General features: G+C 64.0%; 14 protein-coding genes. 8 read left to right on the forward strand and 6 right to left on the reverse strand.

The features are described 5' to 3' along the window. Nucleotides 1–25 precede the first annotated feature (25 nt). The 7 genes from folC to BIO17B3_RS15145 all read left to right on the forward strand — a co-directional run bounded on the left by folC (nucleotide 26) and on the right by BIO17B3_RS15145 (nucleotide 7,287). On the forward strand, nucleotides 26–1,351 hold the full coding sequence (gene folC, locus BIO17B3_RS15115) for a bifunctional tetrahydrofolate synthase/dihydrofolate synthase (RefSeq protein WP_156054654.1): 1,326 nt from the start codon (nucleotides 26–28) through the stop codon (nucleotides 1,349–1,351). After that, nucleotides 1,348–2,196, forward strand: coding sequence for an SPOR domain-containing protein (locus tag BIO17B3_RS15120; RefSeq protein ID WP_156054655.1), 849 nt, complete (start codon nucleotides 1,348–1,350; stop codon nucleotides 2,194–2,196). The genes folC and BIO17B3_RS15120 overlap by 4 nt, the downstream gene beginning before the upstream one ends. Continuing rightward, nucleotides 2,193–2,684, forward strand: coding sequence for a CvpA family protein (locus tag BIO17B3_RS15125; protein ID WP_013123855.1), 492 nt, complete (start codon nucleotides 2,193–2,195; stop codon nucleotides 2,682–2,684). Before BIO17B3_RS15120 ends, BIO17B3_RS15125 begins: the two co-directional genes overlap by 4 nt. Nucleotides 2,685–2,724: 40 nt before the next feature. Next, nucleotides 2,725–4,227, forward strand: a complete 1,503-nt coding sequence (purF, locus tag BIO17B3_RS15130) for an amidophosphoribosyltransferase (RefSeq protein WP_156054656.1) — start codon at nucleotides 2,725–2,727, stop codon at nucleotides 4,225–4,227. Beyond that, nucleotides 4,224–5,438 carry an O-succinylhomoserine sulfhydrylase gene (locus BIO17B3_RS15135; protein ID WP_156054657.1) on the forward strand — a complete coding sequence of 405 codons (1,215 nt, stop codon included), beginning with the start codon at nucleotides 4,224–4,226 and terminating at the stop codon, nucleotides 5,436–5,438. The genes purF and BIO17B3_RS15135 overlap by 4 nt, the downstream gene beginning before the upstream one ends. A 41-nt stretch (nucleotides 5,439–5,479) precedes the next feature. Beyond that, complete coding sequence (gene gltX / locus BIO17B3_RS15140; protein ID WP_156054658.1) at nucleotides 5,480–6,889, forward strand: glutamate--tRNA ligase; 1,410 nt, start codon at nucleotides 5,480–5,482, stop codon at nucleotides 6,887–6,889. Between the two features lie 140 nt (nucleotides 6,890–7,029). Further along, the gene (locus BIO17B3_RS15145) at nucleotides 7,030–7,287 is read left to right on the forward strand and encodes a hypothetical protein (protein WP_013123851.1); all 258 of its coding nucleotides are present in this window, start codon (nucleotides 7,030–7,032) and stop codon (nucleotides 7,285–7,287) included. Nucleotides 7,288–7,413: 126 nt separating this feature from the next. On the opposite strand, the gene BIO17B3_RS15150 is transcribed toward BIO17B3_RS15145, so the two are convergent. Continuing rightward, entirely contained in the window at nucleotides 7,414–8,454 is a 1,041-nt protein-coding gene (locus BIO17B3_RS15150; protein WP_156054659.1) for a quinone-dependent dihydroorotate dehydrogenase, read from the reverse strand. A gap of 75 nt (nucleotides 8,455–8,529) precedes the next feature. On the opposite strand from BIO17B3_RS15150, the gene rpiA reads away from it, so the two are divergent. Beyond that, nucleotides 8,530–9,192 (forward strand): ribose-5-phosphate isomerase RpiA, encoded by a 663-nt coding sequence (gene rpiA / locus BIO17B3_RS15155; protein WP_156054660.1) that lies wholly within the window; start codon nucleotides 8,530–8,532, stop codon nucleotides 9,190–9,192. A 12-nt stretch (nucleotides 9,193–9,204) separates the two neighbouring features. Here rpiA and BIO17B3_RS15160 read toward each other — a convergent pair whose 3' ends face one another. The 5 genes from BIO17B3_RS15160 to BIO17B3_RS15180 all read right to left on the reverse strand — a co-directional run bounded on the left by BIO17B3_RS15160 (nucleotide 9,205) and on the right by BIO17B3_RS15180 (nucleotide 16,133). Beyond that, nucleotides 9,205–9,861 (reverse strand): glutaredoxin family protein, encoded by a 657-nt coding sequence (locus BIO17B3_RS15160; protein WP_156054661.1) that lies wholly within the window; start codon nucleotides 9,859–9,861, stop codon nucleotides 9,205–9,207. 120 nt (nucleotides 9,862–9,981) lie between these two features. After that, on the reverse strand, nucleotides 9,982–12,054 hold the full coding sequence (locus tag BIO17B3_RS15165) for a M3 family metallopeptidase (RefSeq protein ID WP_156054662.1): 2,073 nt from the start codon (nucleotides 12,052–12,054) through the stop codon (nucleotides 9,982–9,984). A 44-nt stretch (nucleotides 12,055–12,098) separates the two neighbouring features. Next, a complete protein-coding gene (gene folD, locus BIO17B3_RS15170; protein ID WP_156054663.1) occupies nucleotides 12,099–12,959 on the reverse strand; it encodes a bifunctional methylenetetrahydrofolate dehydrogenase/methenyltetrahydrofolate cyclohydrolase FolD in 861 nt (286 codons plus the stop codon). Nucleotides 12,960–13,027: 68 nt separating this feature from the next. Next, complete coding sequence (locus tag BIO17B3_RS15175; protein WP_013106583.1) at nucleotides 13,028–13,642, reverse strand: response regulator transcription factor; 615 nt, start codon at nucleotides 13,640–13,642, stop codon at nucleotides 13,028–13,030. Nucleotides 13,643–13,697: 55 nt separating this feature from the next. Continuing rightward, nucleotides 13,698–16,133 (reverse strand): PAS domain S-box protein, encoded by a 2,436-nt coding sequence (locus BIO17B3_RS15180; protein WP_156054664.1) that lies wholly within the window; start codon nucleotides 16,131–16,133, stop codon nucleotides 13,698–13,700. Between the last annotated feature and the right edge of the window lie 269 nt (nucleotides 16,134–16,402).

Here is a 16,402-nt window from a genome sequence, read left to right on the forward strand (position 1 = left end):
CAGCAGCGGGCGACGGGCTTTGCGTATGTCTCCCACACCCCACACTCTGGACGGCTGGCTAGCGCACGCCGAGTCGCTGCATGCCCGCGTGATCGACATGGGGCTTGAGCGCGTGCAGGCGGTGCGCGCGGCCATGCAGTTGCAATTCACCTGCCCGGTCATCACTGTGGCGGGCACCAATGGCAAGGGCTCGACCTGCGCCATGCTCGAAGCCATTCTCATGGCGGCGGGCTACCGCGTGGGCGTCTACAACTCGCCGCATCTGGTGCATTTCGAGGAACGCTGCCGCATCGCAGGGCAGACGGTGAATGCGCAGGACTTGCTGCCGCATTTCGCCGCTGTCGAGCAGGCCCGGCTGACCGCAGGCGAGGGCGGCGCGGCGGTGAGTTTGAGCTATTTCGAGTTCACCACCCTGGCCATTCTGTCGCTGCTCGCCAGCCAGCGGCTCGACGCCGTCATTCTCGAAGTCGGGCTGGGCGGGCGGCTCGATGCGGTGAACGTCATCGACACCGACTGCGCCATCATCACCAGCATCGACCTCGATCACATGGAGTTTCTCGGCCCGGACCGGGAGTCCATCGGCCGCGAGAAGGCGGGCATCATGCGGGCCGCGAAGCCCGCCATCGTCAGCGACCCGCAGGCGCCGCAGTCGGTGCGGGCTCACGCCGAGGACATCGGCGCCGATCTCTGGCTGGCCGGACGCGACTTTCACTACACCCACCTGCCGCAGCAATGGGGCTGGCAGGGGCGCGCGCAGCGTCGGCACAGCCTGGCGTTTCCGGCGCTGCGCGGCGCCAATCAACTCCTCAACGCCAGCGGCGTGCTCGCCGCGCTAGAGGCCTTGAAGGCCGCCCTGCCGGTTGCGGCGCAGGCGGTGCGCGAAGGCTTTGCGCGAGCGGAGCTGCCCGGGCGCTTTCAGGTGCTGGCGGGGCAGCCCACGCTGGTGCTCGATGTGGGCCACAACCCGCACGCCATCGCCGTGCTGGCGGAAAACCTCGACAGCATGGGCTACTTTCCCGTCACCCACGCGGTGTTTGGCGCCATGGCCGACAAAGACATCCCCGGCATGTTGCGCCGCATGTTGCCGCTGATCGACGTCTGGCATCTTTGCGACTTGCCGACGCCGCGAGCCGCGTCGGCAAAAGAGCTGGCGGCTCACCTGCTCGCCTTGAAGCCAGACGCCCGCATCGCCCAGCACCCCGACCCCTTGCAGGCGCTGCGCGCAGCGGCGGCTGCCGTGGAGCTGGTCGATAGAATCGTGGTGTTCGGCTCCTTCTACACCGTGGGCGGTGTGATGCAGGAGGGGCTGCCCCGACTTCACGGCAAGCATCTCGTTTCCTCCCCGCAATGACCTTTGGCGCTCCCCGTAATTCCGCCCGTCGCTCCTCCAGAGGCGATGACTCCGATTCGCAAAGCCAGGACAGTCTGCGAGCGCGCGCGCGTCGGCGGCTGATCGGCGCAGTGGCGCTGGTGCTGCTCGGGGTGATCGTGTTTCCGCTGGTGTTCGACTCCAAGCCCAAACCGGTGCCGTCGAACATCGCGCTCGATATTCCCTCGCAGAGCAAGGCGCCGGGCCTGGCGGTGCCCGCTTCCGCGCCCATGCTGCCTGCGGCGTCCAGCGTGGCCGTGCCCTCGGGCGAACGCGCGGCCGTGGCGCATGCGGCGAGCGCGGTGGCCGCGGCCCCCGCGCCAGTTCCGCCCGAGCCGGTGGTGGCCTCGAAACCGGCGCCTCAGCCAATACCCGCAGCACCCAAACCCAGTCCGGTACAGCAGGCGGAGCCGGTTGTCCCCCCGCCAGCACCCAAGCCACCCGCCCCGACACCCGAGCAGGCACGGCAACTGGCCAGTGCGCGCCAGGCCCTTGCAGCGCTCGAAGGCAAATCGCCCGACCAGATTTCCACCGCGCAGGCCGAGGCAGCGCTGGCGAATAAAAAGCACGCGGTGCAGGAAGACGCCGCCCCCTCGAAGGCGCGATTTGTGGTGCAGGCAGGCGCGTTTGCCGACGCGCATGCCGCCCAGTCCGTGCGGGCCAAAATTGAAAAAGCCGGATTCAAGACCTATACCCAGGTGGTCGATACTGCGCAGGGCAAGCGGGTTCGGGTGCGCATCGGCCCCTTTGCCACGCGCGATGAAGCCGAGCGGGCCTTGCACAAATTGCAGGCGCTGGGCCTCAGCGGTGCGGTGCTGACGCTGTGAGTCCGCTGGACTGGTTCCTGCTCGTCGTCATGGGTTTGAGCGTGCTGATCAGCTTGTTGCGCGGCGCCGTGTATGAAATCGTCACCTTGCTGGGTTGGATCGGGGGCGTCTGGTTTGCGGCGCACTTCGCGCCCAGCCTGGGTGCAAGGTATTTGCAGGCCATCGACAATATCGATATGCGCCTGTTGGCGGCCTATGCGATGTGTTTCATCGTGGTGGTGCTGAGCGCGGGCATACTCGCCTCGGTGCTGCGTTTGCTGTTGCGTGCAAGCGGACTGGGTATTTTTGACCGCAGCATGGGCGCGCTGATCGGTCTGGTGAAGGGCGTGGCGTTGTCGTTGTTGCTCGTCGCCCTTGGCGCGCAGACGGCGCTGGCGCAGAGCGCGATGTGGAAAACGGCGGTGCTCATTCCGCCGGCGCAGTCTTTGTTGCTGGCCATTCGCCCTTGGCTGCCCGCCGCTTTCGTCACCCATTTGCCGCAAGGCTGAAGTGTTTGGCTCTCCCCTCGTTTCCTGAAAGACCACTCCCATGTGCGGCATCGTCGGCGTCATTTCGCAGCAACCCGTGAACCAGCTTCTGTACGACGCGCTGCTGCTGTTGCAGCATCGGGGTCAGGACGCTGCGGGCATCGTCACCGGCTCGGGTTCCAAGCTCTATATGCACAAGGCGCGTGGCATGGTGCGCGATGTGTTTCGTACTCGCAATATGCGCGCGCTGCCGGGCGATTACGGTATCGGCCAGGTGCGCTATCCAACCGCGGGCAACGCCGAAAGCGAGGAAGAGGCGCAGCCGTTCTACGTCAACGCGCCGTTTGGTCTGGTGCTGGCGCACAACGGTAATCTGATCAACGCGGTGGCGCTCAAGCGCGAGCTGTTCAATAACGATCACCGCCACATCAACACCGAGTCGGACACCGAGGTGCTGATCAACGTGCTGGCGCACGAGATCGAGCGCCGCACCCACGGGTTGCCGCTCTCGAGTGACGATATTTTCGCCGCGGTGCGCGCGGTGCACCTGCGCTTGCGCGGTTCGTACGCCGTGGTGGCGCTGATTGCCGGGCACGGCTTGCTGGCTTTTCGCGATCCCTTCGGCATTCGCCCCCTGTGCTTCGGTACCGCGGGCGAGAGCGGCGAGGTGATGGTGGCGAGCGAGTCGGTCGCGCTGGAAGGCACCGGCTACAAGTTCGAGCGCGACATCGCGCCGGGCGAGGCGATTTTCGTCGATCTGCAAGGCCGATTGCACAGCCAGCAGTGCGCGGCCGAGCCGCAGCGCAATCCTTGCATCTTCGAGTACGTTTATCTGGCCCGACCAGACTCTGCGCTCGACGGCGTTTCGGTCTACCGCGCCCGTTTGCGCATGGGCGAAACGCTGGCGCAGCGGGTGATCTCGGTGCTGCCACCCAGCGAGATCGATGTGGTCATTCCTATTCCTGAATCCAGTCGGCCGTCGGCCATGCAACTCGCGCACAGGCTGGGTCGGCCGTACCGCGAGGGCTTCGTCAAGAACCGTTATGTGGGGCGAACCTTCATCATGCCCGGACAGGCGGTACGCAAGAAGTCGGTGCGGCAAAAGCTCAACGCCATCGGCCAGGAATTCGCCGGGCGCAACGTGCTGCTGGTGGATGACTCCATTGTGCGCGGCACCACTTCGCGCGAAATCGTGCAGATGGCGCGTGAGGCCGGGGCGCGCAAGGTGTATCTGGCGTCTGCCGCACCGCCGGTGCGCTATCCCAATATCTACGGCATCGACATGCCTACGGCCTCGGAGCTGGTGGCGCACAACCGCAGTGTCGAGGAAATCCGCCAGATCATCGGCGCCGATGTGCTGATCTACCAGGATCTCGACGCCATGAAGCGGGTGATCCGCGAGATCAACCCCGAGATCGTCGAGTTTGAGGCGTCGTGTTTCGACGGCTGCTACATCGCCGGCACCTTGCCGCCCGATGAAGGCAAGAACCGGGGCGAAGGCGTGGCACCTAACACCGGCCGACTCAGCCTGCAAGGGGCCGAGGAGCAGGGGCAGCTGTCATGACAGCACAAGACCGAAGCGCCCCTGCGCTCGCGCTCGATACGCTGGCCGTGCGCGAGGCCTTGCCGCGTTCGCAATACGGCGAGAACAGCGAGGCGCTGTTCCTGACCAGCAGCTTCGTGCATCCCGATGCGGCGACCGCGGCCGCCCGTTTCGCCGGGGAGCAGGACGGTTTTGTCTATTCGCGTTTTTCCAATCCCACTGTCTCCAGCTACGAGCAGCGGCTTGCCGCGCTCGAAGGGGCGGAAGGCTGCATGGCCACGGGAAGTGGCATGGCCGCCATTCTGCTGCTGGCGATGGCGCTGCTCAAGGCCGGCGATCATGTGATCTGCTCGCAAGGGGTGTTCGGCTCCACGATCAATCTGTTCGGCCGCGAACTGGCCCGCTTCGGCGTGGAGACCACGTTTGTTTCGCAAACCGACGTGACGCAATGGGCGGCGGCCCTGCGGCCCAATACCCGGCTGCTGTTTGCCGAAACGCCGTCCAACCCGCTGACCGAGGTCTGCGACATCGCCGCGCTGGCCGATCTGGCGCACGACGCTGGCGCCCAACTGGTGGTGGACAACTGCTTTTGTTCACCGGCCTTGCAGCGTCCCCTCGATTTCGGCGCCGACTGGGTGATTCATTCCGGCACCAAATACCTCGATGGACAGGGGCGGGTGATCGCAGGCGCGGTGTGCGGCAAAGCCGCGCCGATCCACGACAAGCTGCTGCCCGTGCAGCGCACCATCGGCCTGTCGCTCTCGCCCTTCAATGCCTGGGTGGTGCTCAAGGGCATGGAAACCCTGGGTGTGCGCATGATGGCGCACAGCTCTGCTGCAATCGCCATGGCGCAATGGCTGCAGGCCCAGCCTGCTATCGGCCGGGTGTTCTATCCCGGCCTCGATACCCATCCGCAGCATGCGTTGGCCATGCGTCAGCAAAAGACCGGGGGTGCCGTGCTGTCGTTCGAGCTCAAGGCCGACGATGCGCAGCAGGCCAAAGCGCGGGCGTTTCACCTCATCGACCACACCCGCATCTGCTCCATCACCGCCAATCTGGGCGACACCAAGACCACCATCACCCACCCCGCGACGACCACGCATGGCCGCCTGAGCGAAGCGCAGCGGCAGGCCGCAGGCATCGGCGAGGGGCTGATCCGCCTGGCCGTGGGGTTGGAAGATGTGGGTGATCTTCAGCGCGATCTCAGCCGGGGTCTGCAGACCCTGAGCTGAGCGCGTCTTCTTGTCCTTTTTTTCACTTTCCGAATTCGACGATGACCACCCAGCCGCACCGCGTTCGTACCCGCTTCGCTCCCAGCCCGACCGGATTCATCCATCTGGGCAATATCCGATCAGCGCTCTATCCGTGGGCATACGCGCGGCACCACGGCGGCGACTTCATTCTGCGCATTGAAGACACGGATACCGAACGTTCGTCCGAAGAAGCCGTGCAAGTCATCCTGCAGGCAATGGACTGGCTCGGGCTCGATTATGACGAAGGCCCGTTCTATCAAATGCAGCGCATGCCGCGTTACCGCGAGGTGCTCGACCAATTGCGGCAGTCTGGCATGGTGTATCCCTGCTATATGTCCACCGCCGAGCTCGATGCCCTGCGCGAGCAGCAACTCGCCGCCAAGCAAAAGCCCCGCTACGACGGCACCTGGCGGCCGGAGCCCGGCAAGGTGCTGCCGCCGATTCCCGAAGGCGTGCAGCCGGTGTGGCGCTTCAAGACGCCGACCACTGGCGTCGTGGCCTGGCATGATTTTGTCAAAGGCCGGGTCGAGATTCGCAACGAAGAACTCGACGATCTCGTCGTTGCCCGCCCCGACGGCACACCGACCTACAACTTCTGCGTGGTGGTGGACGACATCGACATGCAGATTACCGATGTGATCCGCGGCGACGATCACGTCAACAACACGCCTCGGCAACTGCACATCTTCCAGGCCTTGGGCGCCAAGCCCCCGCGCTATGCCCACCTGCCCACCGTGCTCAACGAGCAGGGCGAGAAACTTTCCAAACGCAATGGCGCCAAGAGCGTGCTGCAGTACCGCGACGAAGGCTATCTGCCCGATGCGGTGGTGAACTATCTGGCGCGGCTGGGTTGGTCGCATGGCGATGCGGAGATTTTTTCGCGCGCCCAGTTTCTGGAGTGGTTCGATCTCGACCACCTGGGCAGCTCGCCAGCGCAGTTCGATGAGGCCAAACTGCGCTGGGTGAACGCGCATTACATCAAGCACACCCCGGCGGAGGAACTGGCCGCACTCGTGCGTCCCTTGCTGGACAAGGACGGCATTGCCCACCAAACGCCTGATCTCGCGGCGGTTTGCGCCCTGCTGCACGACCGCGCCCAGACGCTACCCGAACTGGCCCAGCAAACCCTGTTGTTCTATCGCCCCACCGCGCCCGACGCCGCTGCGCTTGAGCAGCATCTCGGTGCGCAGGGAAAGGCGGCCGCGGCGGATTTTCTGGCCCAGCTCACCGCCCTTCACGACTGGTCGCGCGAAGCGATCAGTGCAGCCCTCAAAAGCGTGCTCAAACAGCATGGCCTGAAAATGCCGCAACTGGCCATGCCCGTGCGCTTGATGGTCACCGGCCGACAGCAGACCCCCGCTGTTGACGCGGTGCTGGCCTTGCTCGGACGGGACACCGTCGTGCAGCGCCTCGAAAAATATCTCGGCTGATTCAATCCGGTTGCCGGGTCAAAGTAGGCGCTGAAGCTTACTTCCGGTTATAATTGTTGGGTGTTTAACGGGGCAATTTTTCTGTTGCATGTGGTATGCGGCAGACAGTGTTGTCCCACAGTTCCATCAGAGGGGTAAACGTGGCAAAAGCGACGACCACAGGCAAAACCAACGGTGTTGAACTCGAAGAGTCAAACTCCTCCACCACCACAAAATCGGCAGATCCCTGGGATTTGATGATGCAGAACGCCGAGGAAGTGGCCTCCACATTCCGCAAGCGGCCTCAAGTGAAAGTGTCTTCACCCTGGCGTGAAGGGTTTGGCAGACCGCTCTCCCAGCGGTCGCGCGAAATCTATGAGCACATCACTGCCAACAAAACCCGCCTGAAGCAAAAATAAGCGCTTTTTCAACGCTTTTTTATTTTTGGCGCTTTTTTCGCGCCAAACTTTTCCAATAAAAGCGCCTGCAATCGACTTTGCAGGCGCTTTTATTTTGGCCGTCTTCTCGGGGCCAGGGGTTCAGGCTTACTCCCCTCGGCTGGCTTCAAGCGCGAGCGCCTTGGCGCACTCGCCCACCAGTTCCGGGCCGCGGTAGATCAAGCCGGTGTAGAGCTGAACCAGATCGGCGCCCGCGCGCAGTTTTTCGACCGCGTCGGCCCCGCTCATAATGCCGCCGACACCGATGATCGGCACGTTGTGGCCCAGACGCTGGCGCAGCCGCGCAATCACCCGGGTCGAGGCGGCGCGTACCGGCGCCCCGCTCAGTCCACCCGCTTCATGCGCATGGGCCAGCCCGGCCACGGCGTCGCGCGCCAGCGTGGTGTTGGTGGCGATGACGCCATCGAGGCCATGCGTCAGCAACTGATCGGCGATGACGTCGATGTCGGCGTCTTCAAGGTCGGGGGCGATTTTCAGCAGCATGGGCACATGGCGGCCATGCTGTTGCCGCAGGCGCTCGCGCGTGGCGGCGAGGCCTTGCAGCAGGCCCTGCAGGGCGGCGTCGGTTTGCAACTGGCGAAGGTTGCGGGTGTTGGGCGACGAAATATTGATGCTGACATAGTCGGCCTGGGTGTACACCCCTTCCAGGCCCAGCCGGTAGTCGTCGAGCGCGTGCTCGACCGGGGTGCTGGCGTTCTTGCCGATGTTCAGGCCGATGGGCACGGGGCGATGGCTGCGGCGCACATGACGCAAAAAAGCCTCCAGCCCGGCATTGTTGAACCCCATGCGATTGATCAGCGCCTGCGCCTGCGGCAGCCGGAACATGCGCGGCTTGGGGTTGCCGGGCTGGGCGCGGGGAGTGACCGTGCCGACCTCGACAAAACCAAAACCCATCGCCGCGAGAGCGTCGATCGCCTCGCCATTTTTGTCGAGCCCGGCGGCCAGACCGACGCGATTGGCAAAGCGCAAGCCCAGCAGTTCCACCGGATCGTGTACCGGCGCATGGGCGTACAGAATCGACAGACCGGCAGAATGCGCCATGCGGATGCCGCTCAGCGTGAGGTGATGCGACCATTCTGGATTGAGGCGGAACAAAATAGGGCGAATCAGCGGATAGGAGAGCGGCATGGAGAGCAGACGAGGTCGCTGAGCACAGGGCGGCGCAGCGATAATGAAGACTGACATTTTTCGTGAAGACCCGACATGACGCAAGACGAACTCAAACAGCAGGTCGCCGCGGCCGCGCTCACTCAGGTGCCGCAGGGCGAAATCATCGGAGTTGGCACGGGCTCGACAGTGAATTTTTTCATCGACGCCCTGGCTGGCATCAAGCACCAGATCAAAGGCGCGGTGTCGAGCTCCGAGCGTTCCACCGAGCGCCTGCGCGCGCATGGCATCACGGTGTATGACCTCAACGAGGTGGCGCAGCTTTCGGTCTATGTCGATGGCGCCGACGAAATCGACGCCTCGGGCGCGATGATCAAAGGCGGCGGCGGCGCGCTGACGCGCGAAAAAATCATCGCCGAGGCCGCAGAGCGCTTCATCTGCATCGTCGATCAAAGCAAGCTGGTGCCGGTGCTGGGTAAATTTCCTTTGCCGGTCGAAGTCGTGCCGATGGCGCGGGAACTGGTGGCGCGCCGGTTGCGTGCCCTGGGGGGCGATCCGCGCGAGCGTTCAGGCTACGTGACCGATAACGGCAATCTGATTCTGGACGTTCACGGCCTGGAGATTGCGCAGCCGCGCGAATTTGAAACCCGTGTGAACCAGATTCCGGGTGTGGTGACCGTGGGCCTGTTCGCACTGCGCGCCGCCAACGTCGCCCTGATCGGCACTGCCGAGGGTGTGCAGCGGCGCGATTTTGTCTGACTAATTCTCTGACTAAAACTGAAAGCCCTTGGGGGCGTTCGGGTTTGGCGGTGGCAGCACGGAAGGTTCGGTCGGCACGCGCTTTTGTCCGGGGGCCGAAGCTTTCTGGGCTGTGGGAGGCACCAGCGCCACGGGCTGCGGACGCACGTAGTCGCGCGGCAGTTCGCTCTTCTTCGGATAGCCTGCAGCATCGAGCGCGACGTCCCAATTGCTGGAACTGAAACCGGTGCTCAGTTTGGTGCTGCCGATGATCACCAGCGGGAGCTGGTCGCTGCCGTTCGACAAAGCCTTGTAGGCCTTGATGTCGGCATTGGTCGTGATGGTTTTTTCGGCGAAGGGAATGCCGCGCTGTTGCAGGTAGTCGCGTGCGGCATCGCAGGCCTCGCATTGCGGCGCGGTGTAGAGCGTGACGGGGTATTTGCGCGCCGCTTCACGCAACGCGACGGGAAAGCCGACAAAGCTGCTGGGCGTCGCATTGCCGTTGGCCGACAACGACTGCACAGCCTTGCCCTGCGTGCTGCTGGGCGGTACATCGCTGAAGGTAACCGAGCCGTCCGGGCCGACGATCTTGTAAATCGCCCAGGCGGGCGTGCCCGCGGTCAGGCCGAGCGCCAATGCGGCGGAAAACACGAGGGCGTGGCGCGAAGTTCGTTTCGTCAGTCGTTTCATCGTTCTGTGCAGCAAGGGCCAAGACAAGCTGCAAGTGTGCCACGGCTGCGCCCAGGCTGGGCTGCGAGCGCGGTGTTTTCGCCACAGGCGGCGGGACGGGTTCGGGGCCATCGCGTGCGCTCAGGCGACTTCAGCCGCTTCAGCCGTCATACCGCTGTGGCGGAGCAGGGCATCGATGCGCGGCTCGCGGCCACGGAAGGCTTTGAACGAGTCGATGGCATCGCGGCTTCCGCCCACGGCGAGAATGGCTTGCTGATAGCTCTTGCCCACTTGCGGACTGAGCGGACCTTCTTGTTCGAAGCGCTCAAAGGCGTCGGCCGACAGCACTTCAGCCCATTTGTAGCTGTAGTAGCCCGCTGCGTAGCCCCCGGCGAAGATGTGGGAGAAGCTGTTGACGAAGCGGTTGAACGACGGCGGCTTCAGCACGGCGACTTCGTCGCGGTTCTCGGCCACCAGCGCTTCAATCGCTTCGGGGGTATAGGTGCGCAAATCGTGGTGCAGGCGCATATCGAGCAGCGAAAACTCGACCTGACGCAGGGTCTGCATGCCCGACTGGAAGTTTTTCGCGGCCAGCATTTTGTCGAACAAGGCGCGCGGCATGGCTTGGCCGGTTTCCACATGATGGGTGAGAAAACGCAGCACTTCCCATTCCCAGCAGAAGTTTTCCATCAGTTGGCTGGGCAGCTCCACCGCGTCCCATTCGACGCCAGAGATGCCCGACACGGCGATGTCGTCGACCTGGGTGAGCATGTGGTGCAGCCCGTGGCCAAATTCGTGGAACAGGGTCTGCACGTCGTCGTGGCTCAGCAGGGCGGGCTTGCCGCCCACGGGCGAGGGAAAGTTGCAGGTGAGGGTGGCGACCGGGGTTTGCAGCGTGCCATCTGCGTGCAGCCAGCGCGAACGCACATGATCCATCCACGCGCCCGAGCGTTTGCCGTCGCGGGCGTAAAGATCGAGGTAGAAAAGGCCGACGCTGCGACCCTCGGTGTTTTCGATGCGATACAGCTCGGCGTCAGGATGCCAAGCGTGAATGTCGCCCTCCACCCGCTGCAGCTTCACGCCGAACAGGGTTTCGATCACGCGGAACAGCCCGGCGATGACGGTGGGCAGGGTGAAATATTGCCGCACTTCCTGTTCCGACAGGGCGTAATGCGACTGCCGCAGTTTCTCGGAGGCCCAGGCGATGTCCCAGGCTTCGAGCGAGGCTAGGCCAAGCGCTGTTTGCGCAAAGGTGCGCAGGGTGTCGAGGTCGCGCTGGGCGAAGGGACGGGCGCGGGCGGCGAGGTCGCGCAGAAAGTGCAGCACCTGCTCCGGGGTGTCGGCCATTTTGGGCACCAGCGAGACTTCGGCGTAGTTGGCGTAGCCGAGCAGACGGGCTTCTTCGTCGCGCAGGGCGAGAATTTCAGCCATGACGGCAGAGTTGTCGAACTTTTCATCGCCCAGCTCGCTGGCACGGGTGACATAGGCGCGGTACAGGCGTTCGCGCAGCGGGCGGTGTTCGCCGTGCTGCAGCACGGGCATGTACGACGGATAGTGCAGGGTAAATTTGTAGCCGGGTTTGCCGTCGCGCTCGGCGGCTTCGCGCGCGGCCTGCAGGGCGTCGGCAGGAATGCCAGCGGTTTGTTCTTCGCCAACGTATTCGGCATAGGCCGCTGTGGCATCAAGCACGTGTTCGGAGAAGGTTTGGCTGAGTGCGGCCAGGCGCTCCTGAATTTCGGCGTAGCGGCTGCGGGCGGGGCCTTCGAGCAGCGCACCGCTCAAGCGGAAGTCACGCAAAGCGTGCTCGATGATGCGCTGGCGCGTCGGGCTGAGGCGGGAAAATTCGGCGCTGTCGTGCAGCGCCCGATATTGCCGCAGCAGCCCCTCGTTCTGGCCCAGCCGGGTCCAGAACTCGGTGACCTTGGGCAGCATGGCGTTGTAGGCGGCGCGCAGGGCGGGGGTGTCGGCCACGGCGTTGAGGTGACCGACGACACCCCAGGCGCGGCCCAGATGTTCGGTGGCGCGCTCCAGCGGCTCCACCACGGCGGCCCAGGTGGGAGCAGTGGCGGGTGCGGTGACCTGATCCAGCGTTTGCTCCGCTGCCTGAATCAGCGCGTCGAGCGCCGGCTCGATGTGCTCGGGTTTTACTGCGGCGTAGTCGGGAAGATCGCGAAAATCACACAGCGGGTTGTTGGCGGGCAGAGCAAGCGTCATGGCGTCGGTCGGTGCATCAAGTCGGGTCGGGGACGAGGCTGAAATTATGGGCGGGCGTGGGCTCGCTCGCACGACTCCAGGGTATTGACCAGCAGCATCGCAATGGTCATGGGCCCGACGCCGCCGGGCACCGGGGTGATCCAGCCGGCGACTTCGCTGACACCGTCGAAATCCACATCGCCGCAGAGCTTGCCCGTTGCGTTGCGGTTCATGCCCACGTCGATCACCACGGCGCCGGGCTTGACCATGTCGGCGGTGATCAGGTTTTCACGCCCGACGGCGGCCACCAGAATATCGGCCTGGCGGCACACCGCAGCCAGATCGGCCGTGCCGCTGTGCGCGATGGTGACCGTCGCATTGGCCGCCAGCAGCATCAAGGCCATCGGCTTGCCGACAATGTTCGAGCGGCCCACCACCACCGCCGACTTGCCGCGCAGATCGCGCAGGCCGATGGATTCGAGCATTTTCATGCAGCCATAGGGCGTGCAGGGCTTGAAGCCGGGCTGTCCCACCATCAACGCACCTGCGCTGGCGACGTGGAAGCCGTCCACGTCCTTGGTCGGTGCAATGGCTTCGATCACCTTGTTGGCGTCGATGTGGCGGGGCAGGGGCAATTGCACCAGGATGCCGTGGATCGCCGGATCGGCGTTGAGCGCGGCGATGCGCTCCAGCAGCGCGGCCTCTTGCAGGTCGGCGGCGTATTGCTCCAGCACCGAGTGGATGCCGGTCTGCTCGCAGGCCTTGATTTTGTTGCGCACATAGACCTGGCTGGCCGGGCTGTCGCCCACCAGAATGACGGCGAGGCCGGGGCGATGTCCCGCAGCGGTGCAGGTCTGCGCGCGCTGCGCGACCTGCTGGCGGATTTGGGCGGAGAGGGCGAGACCGTCGATGCGTTGGGCTGTCATGGGAATGGGCTTGGAAAAATGCACCACGCCCGCGTGGTGCGGGCGTGGTGCATGGGGAGGGGATGGATTTATTTCGGTGCGCCGAGCGCAATCTTGAGCAGATCGGCCACGGTGCTGACGTTGAGCTTTTCCATGATGTTGGCACGGTGCGCTTCAACGGTCTTGATGCTGATGTTGAGATCGTCGGCGATTTGCTTGTTCAGCCGCCCGGCCACGATGCGTTCGAGCACCTGCGACTCGCGCGCAGTGAGTCGGCCCAGCAGGGCGCCGCGGCTGGCTTCGGCCTGCTGCTGATCGGCGGTCAGACGCGCTTTCTGCAGCATGCGATCGACGAGGTCGCGCAGCACGACTTCGTTGAACGGTTTTTCGATGAAGTCGATTGCGCCCTTTTTCATGGTGTCCACCGCCATCGGCACATCGCCATGACCGGTGATGAACACCAGCGGCATGCTGCAGCCACGATGCAGCAATTCATCTTGCAGCTCCAGGCCGTTCATGCCGGGCATGCGCACGTCGACGATGAGGCAGGCGACTTCGCGCGGGTCGAAACGGGTGAGGAAACTTTCGGCGGATTCGAAGCAGCGCACGCGGTAGTCGTTGCCTTCGAGCAGCCACTGCAGCGAATCGCGCACGGCCTCGTCGTCATCCACCACATACACGGTACCTTTGTTGGCTGTTTTCATGAGCAATCGAGAAGGATGGGGAAGTGATGAGAAGTGGGGCTTCAGTGGCCGGGGATCACAAGCGGGACGGAAGGAAGTCGGGATGCGCGGAATCGCCGGAGGGACCCGGTGGCCGAGGCCGCTCTTTGGGGGCTCCGAGCGGCAGGGTGAAGCTGAAGAGGCATCCGGCAATCACCGACTGATTGTAATAATTCTCGGCCCAGAGACGGCCCTGGTGATACTCGATGATCGAGCGGCAGATGTTCAGGCCGATGCCCAGGCCTTCGGCCTTGGTGGTGTAGAAGGCTTCGAACAGTCGCTCCATCACGGCTTCATCGATGCCGGTGCCGTGATCTTTGACGGTGAAAGTCACCCGCTCGGCATCCGACATGATCTTGAGCTCGATGCTGCGCAGATTGCCTTGCCGCCCGGCCTTGTCCACCGATTCGGCCGCATTGCGCAGCAGGTTGAGCAGCACCTGCTCGATCAGAATCGGATCGGCGTACAGCGTGGGAATGCCGGGAGCGACGAAGTTAAGCAGCCGCACATTGCGCCGGGTGAGCTCGATTTCGGCCAGTTCCAGGGTGTTGCGCACAATGTCCTGTACGCGGCATGACACCCGCGCGGGCTCGCTCTTTTTCACAAAATCGCGCACCCGTTTGATGACCCCGGCGGCCCGCTGCGCCTGCCGCCCGGTTTTTTCCAGCGCATCGATCAATTCCTGCTGGGTCATGCCGTGGGTCTTGACGCGGGCGATCATGCCCGAGGAATAGTTGCTGATGGCGGTGAGCGGCTGGTTGAGCTCGTGCGCCAGCGACGAGGCCATCTCGCCCATGGTGATCAGTCGGCTGGTGATCTGGGCCTTTTCTTCCTGCTTGCGCGCGGTTTCCTCGGCGCGCTTGCGGGGGGTGATATCGGTGGCGATCAGCAACTGGGCCACCCGGCCGTCCACCCATTGCATATAGCGCTGGCGCACGTCGAACCAGCGGTCGAGCGCTTCGACGTGGGTTTCATGCGCGTTGGAGTGGCCGTCGAGGATTTCGTCGGCGGGCAGGCCGGCAAACGAGTCGACGGTGTCGACATGATCGTCGTCGGCCACCGAGGTCATCTGCCCGCCATTGAGCATGAGGTGGCCATGCACCGACGCGCCGAACCACTGGCGGTAGAGCTTGTTGGCGAACAGCGGTTCTTCGGTGCCCAGCGAGATCACCGACACCGCGGCGTCCAGCCCTTCGAGCACGGCGACGAAACGCTCGTGCGAGGCGGCGAGTTCCTGGCGGATGCGGGTGGGCTCGGTGATGTCGGTGACCGACATGATCCAGCCCGTCTGCTTTTCGCGCACGTCGATCAGCGGCGAGACATAGACCCGCGCGTCGAACTCGCTGCCGTTCTTGCGGCGGATTTTCAGCGCGAATCCCGAGGGTGGCGCCAGGCCATCGAGGCTTTGCTGAATGGCCAGGGCCATTTCAGCGCCTTGTTGCGCGGGCCAGTAGGGGTAGGGCGGCTGGCTGCCGATCAGGTCGCTGTCTTCAAAGCCGGTCATGCGGCAGAACGACAGGTTGACATATTGAATGCGGCCCTGCATGTCCACCGCCTGCATGCCGGTGGAGAGCGAGTTTTCGATGGCGCGGCGAAAGGCGGTTTCGCGGGTGAGCGCCTCTTGTGCGCTTAGGCGTTGGCGCAGCTGGTTCCAGCTCGTCAATAGCGTCCACAGGGTGAGCGCCGACAGCAGGAACACGCTCCAGTACAGGCCCTTGGTCGTCCAGCTCGGGCTGCTGCGATAGCTGCTGACCTGCAGCACCAGCCCGGGCTCGAACGGGGGCAGGGGCGCGCGGTACTGCAGCGCCTTGTCGCGTATGGGCTGGCTTGAAGCGCTGTCGAGCAACTGGTTGTCGGGGCCGAGGAGCGAAACGGCATAGCTGGCATTGAGGTCTTCCGGCACCGAGTTGCGCAAGATGCCATCGACGGAGTACACCACGCCCACCACGCCGGCGAGCTGGTCGTTGCGCACCACCGGCGTGGCGGTTTCGAGCAGCCAGCCGTTGTCGGCGCCCTTGAAGGGTGTTGAGTACGCGGTGCGCTGACTGACCAGCGCCTGCTGCATGAGTTGCAGGCTGTTGGCGCGCTTGAGGGTCTTGCCCACCAAGGTGGCGATCTGCTCGATGGCGAGGTTGGGGTTGCCTTTTTTGAACACCACGGCGCCATCGGGATGTGCGTAGTACACCAAAAGCAACTGCGGATAGCGTCGCAGCAAGCGCAGCGCCTGCACGTCGAACGGCCCGGGTCGGTCTTCATGCAAGGAGAGGTTGTTGGCGATGGCCTGCACTTGGTCCTGCGCGAGGGTGAGGTCGAGGCTGATGCGTTGCTGCGCCCATTCGCTATCGCGCTGCAAATTGTCTTTGTCGCGTTGCAGGTCGGCCTGCTGCGAATAGCTCACCAGCGCGGCCATGGCCGCCAGAAACAGAATGAAGACGACAAGAGGCAGCACTAGCAGCACACGGTCGGACTGCATGCGCCGCAGCAGCGCGCGCGCGCAACAGCCCGAAGCGCTGCGGCCAACTGCGGCGGCGGAAAGTGGAAACGTGCTTTGAAGGATTCACAGGAGCAGTCTAGAGTGTCTGGAACACAGAGCCCTCAAATGTCGGCCCTGCGTTTTGTCGAGAACCGCCCGGTCGTTGAGTTGACCAGCAGATTTTGCGTTGACGCAGTTCGATCTTCAAACGAGGCAGATGGGTGAAAGAAATCGGGCAAAACCGCGCCGTTAATTTCACGATGCGAAAT

Origin of the sequence: Thiomonas sp. OC7, from assembly GCF_900634595.1 — a bacterium.
Classification (GTDB): Bacteria; Pseudomonadota; Gammaproteobacteria; order Burkholderiales; family Burkholderiaceae_C; genus Thiomonas; species Thiomonas arsenitoxydans.

Bases quoted from the DNA above. Each gene is read 5' to 3' on its own strand.
- gltX (WP_156054658.1), top strand. From the start codon at position 5,480: ATGACCACCCAGCCGCACCGCGTTCGTACCCGCTTCGCTCCCAGCCCG.
- BIO17B3_RS15160 (WP_156054661.1), bottom strand. From the start codon at position 9,861: ATGAAACGACTGACGAAACGAACTTCGCGCCACGCCCTCGTGTTTTCC.
- rpiA (WP_156054660.1), top strand. From the start codon at position 8,530: ATGACGCAAGACGAACTCAAACAGCAGGTCGCCGCGGCCGCGCTCACT.
- BIO17B3_RS15180 (WP_156054664.1), bottom strand. From the start codon at position 16,133: ATGCAGTCCGACCGTGTGCTGCTAGTGCTGCCTCTTGTCGTCTTCATT.
- folD (WP_156054663.1), bottom strand. From the start codon at position 12,959: ATGACAGCCCAACGCATCGACGGTCTCGCCCTCTCCGCCCAAATCCGC.
- BIO17B3_RS15135 (WP_156054657.1), top strand. From the start codon at position 4,224: ATGACAGCACAAGACCGAAGCGCCCCTGCGCTCGCGCTCGATACGCTG.
- BIO17B3_RS15175 (WP_013106583.1), bottom strand. From the start codon at position 13,642: ATGAAAACAGCCAACAAAGGTACCGTGTATGTGGTGGATGACGACGAG.
- folC (WP_156054654.1), top strand. From the start codon at position 26: ATGTCTCCCACACCCCACACTCTGGACGGCTGGCTAGCGCACGCCGAG.
- BIO17B3_RS15150 (WP_156054659.1), bottom strand. From the start codon at position 8,454: ATGCCGCTCTCCTATCCGCTGATTCGCCCTATTTTGTTCCGCCTCAAT.
- BIO17B3_RS15120 (WP_156054655.1), top strand. From the start codon at position 1,348: ATGACCTTTGGCGCTCCCCGTAATTCCGCCCGTCGCTCCTCCAGAGGC.
- purF (WP_156054656.1), top strand. From the start codon at position 2,725: ATGTGCGGCATCGTCGGCGTCATTTCGCAGCAACCCGTGAACCAGCTT.
- BIO17B3_RS15165 (WP_156054662.1), bottom strand. From the start codon at position 12,054: ATGACGCTTGCTCTGCCCGCCAACAACCCGCTGTGTGATTTTCGCGAT.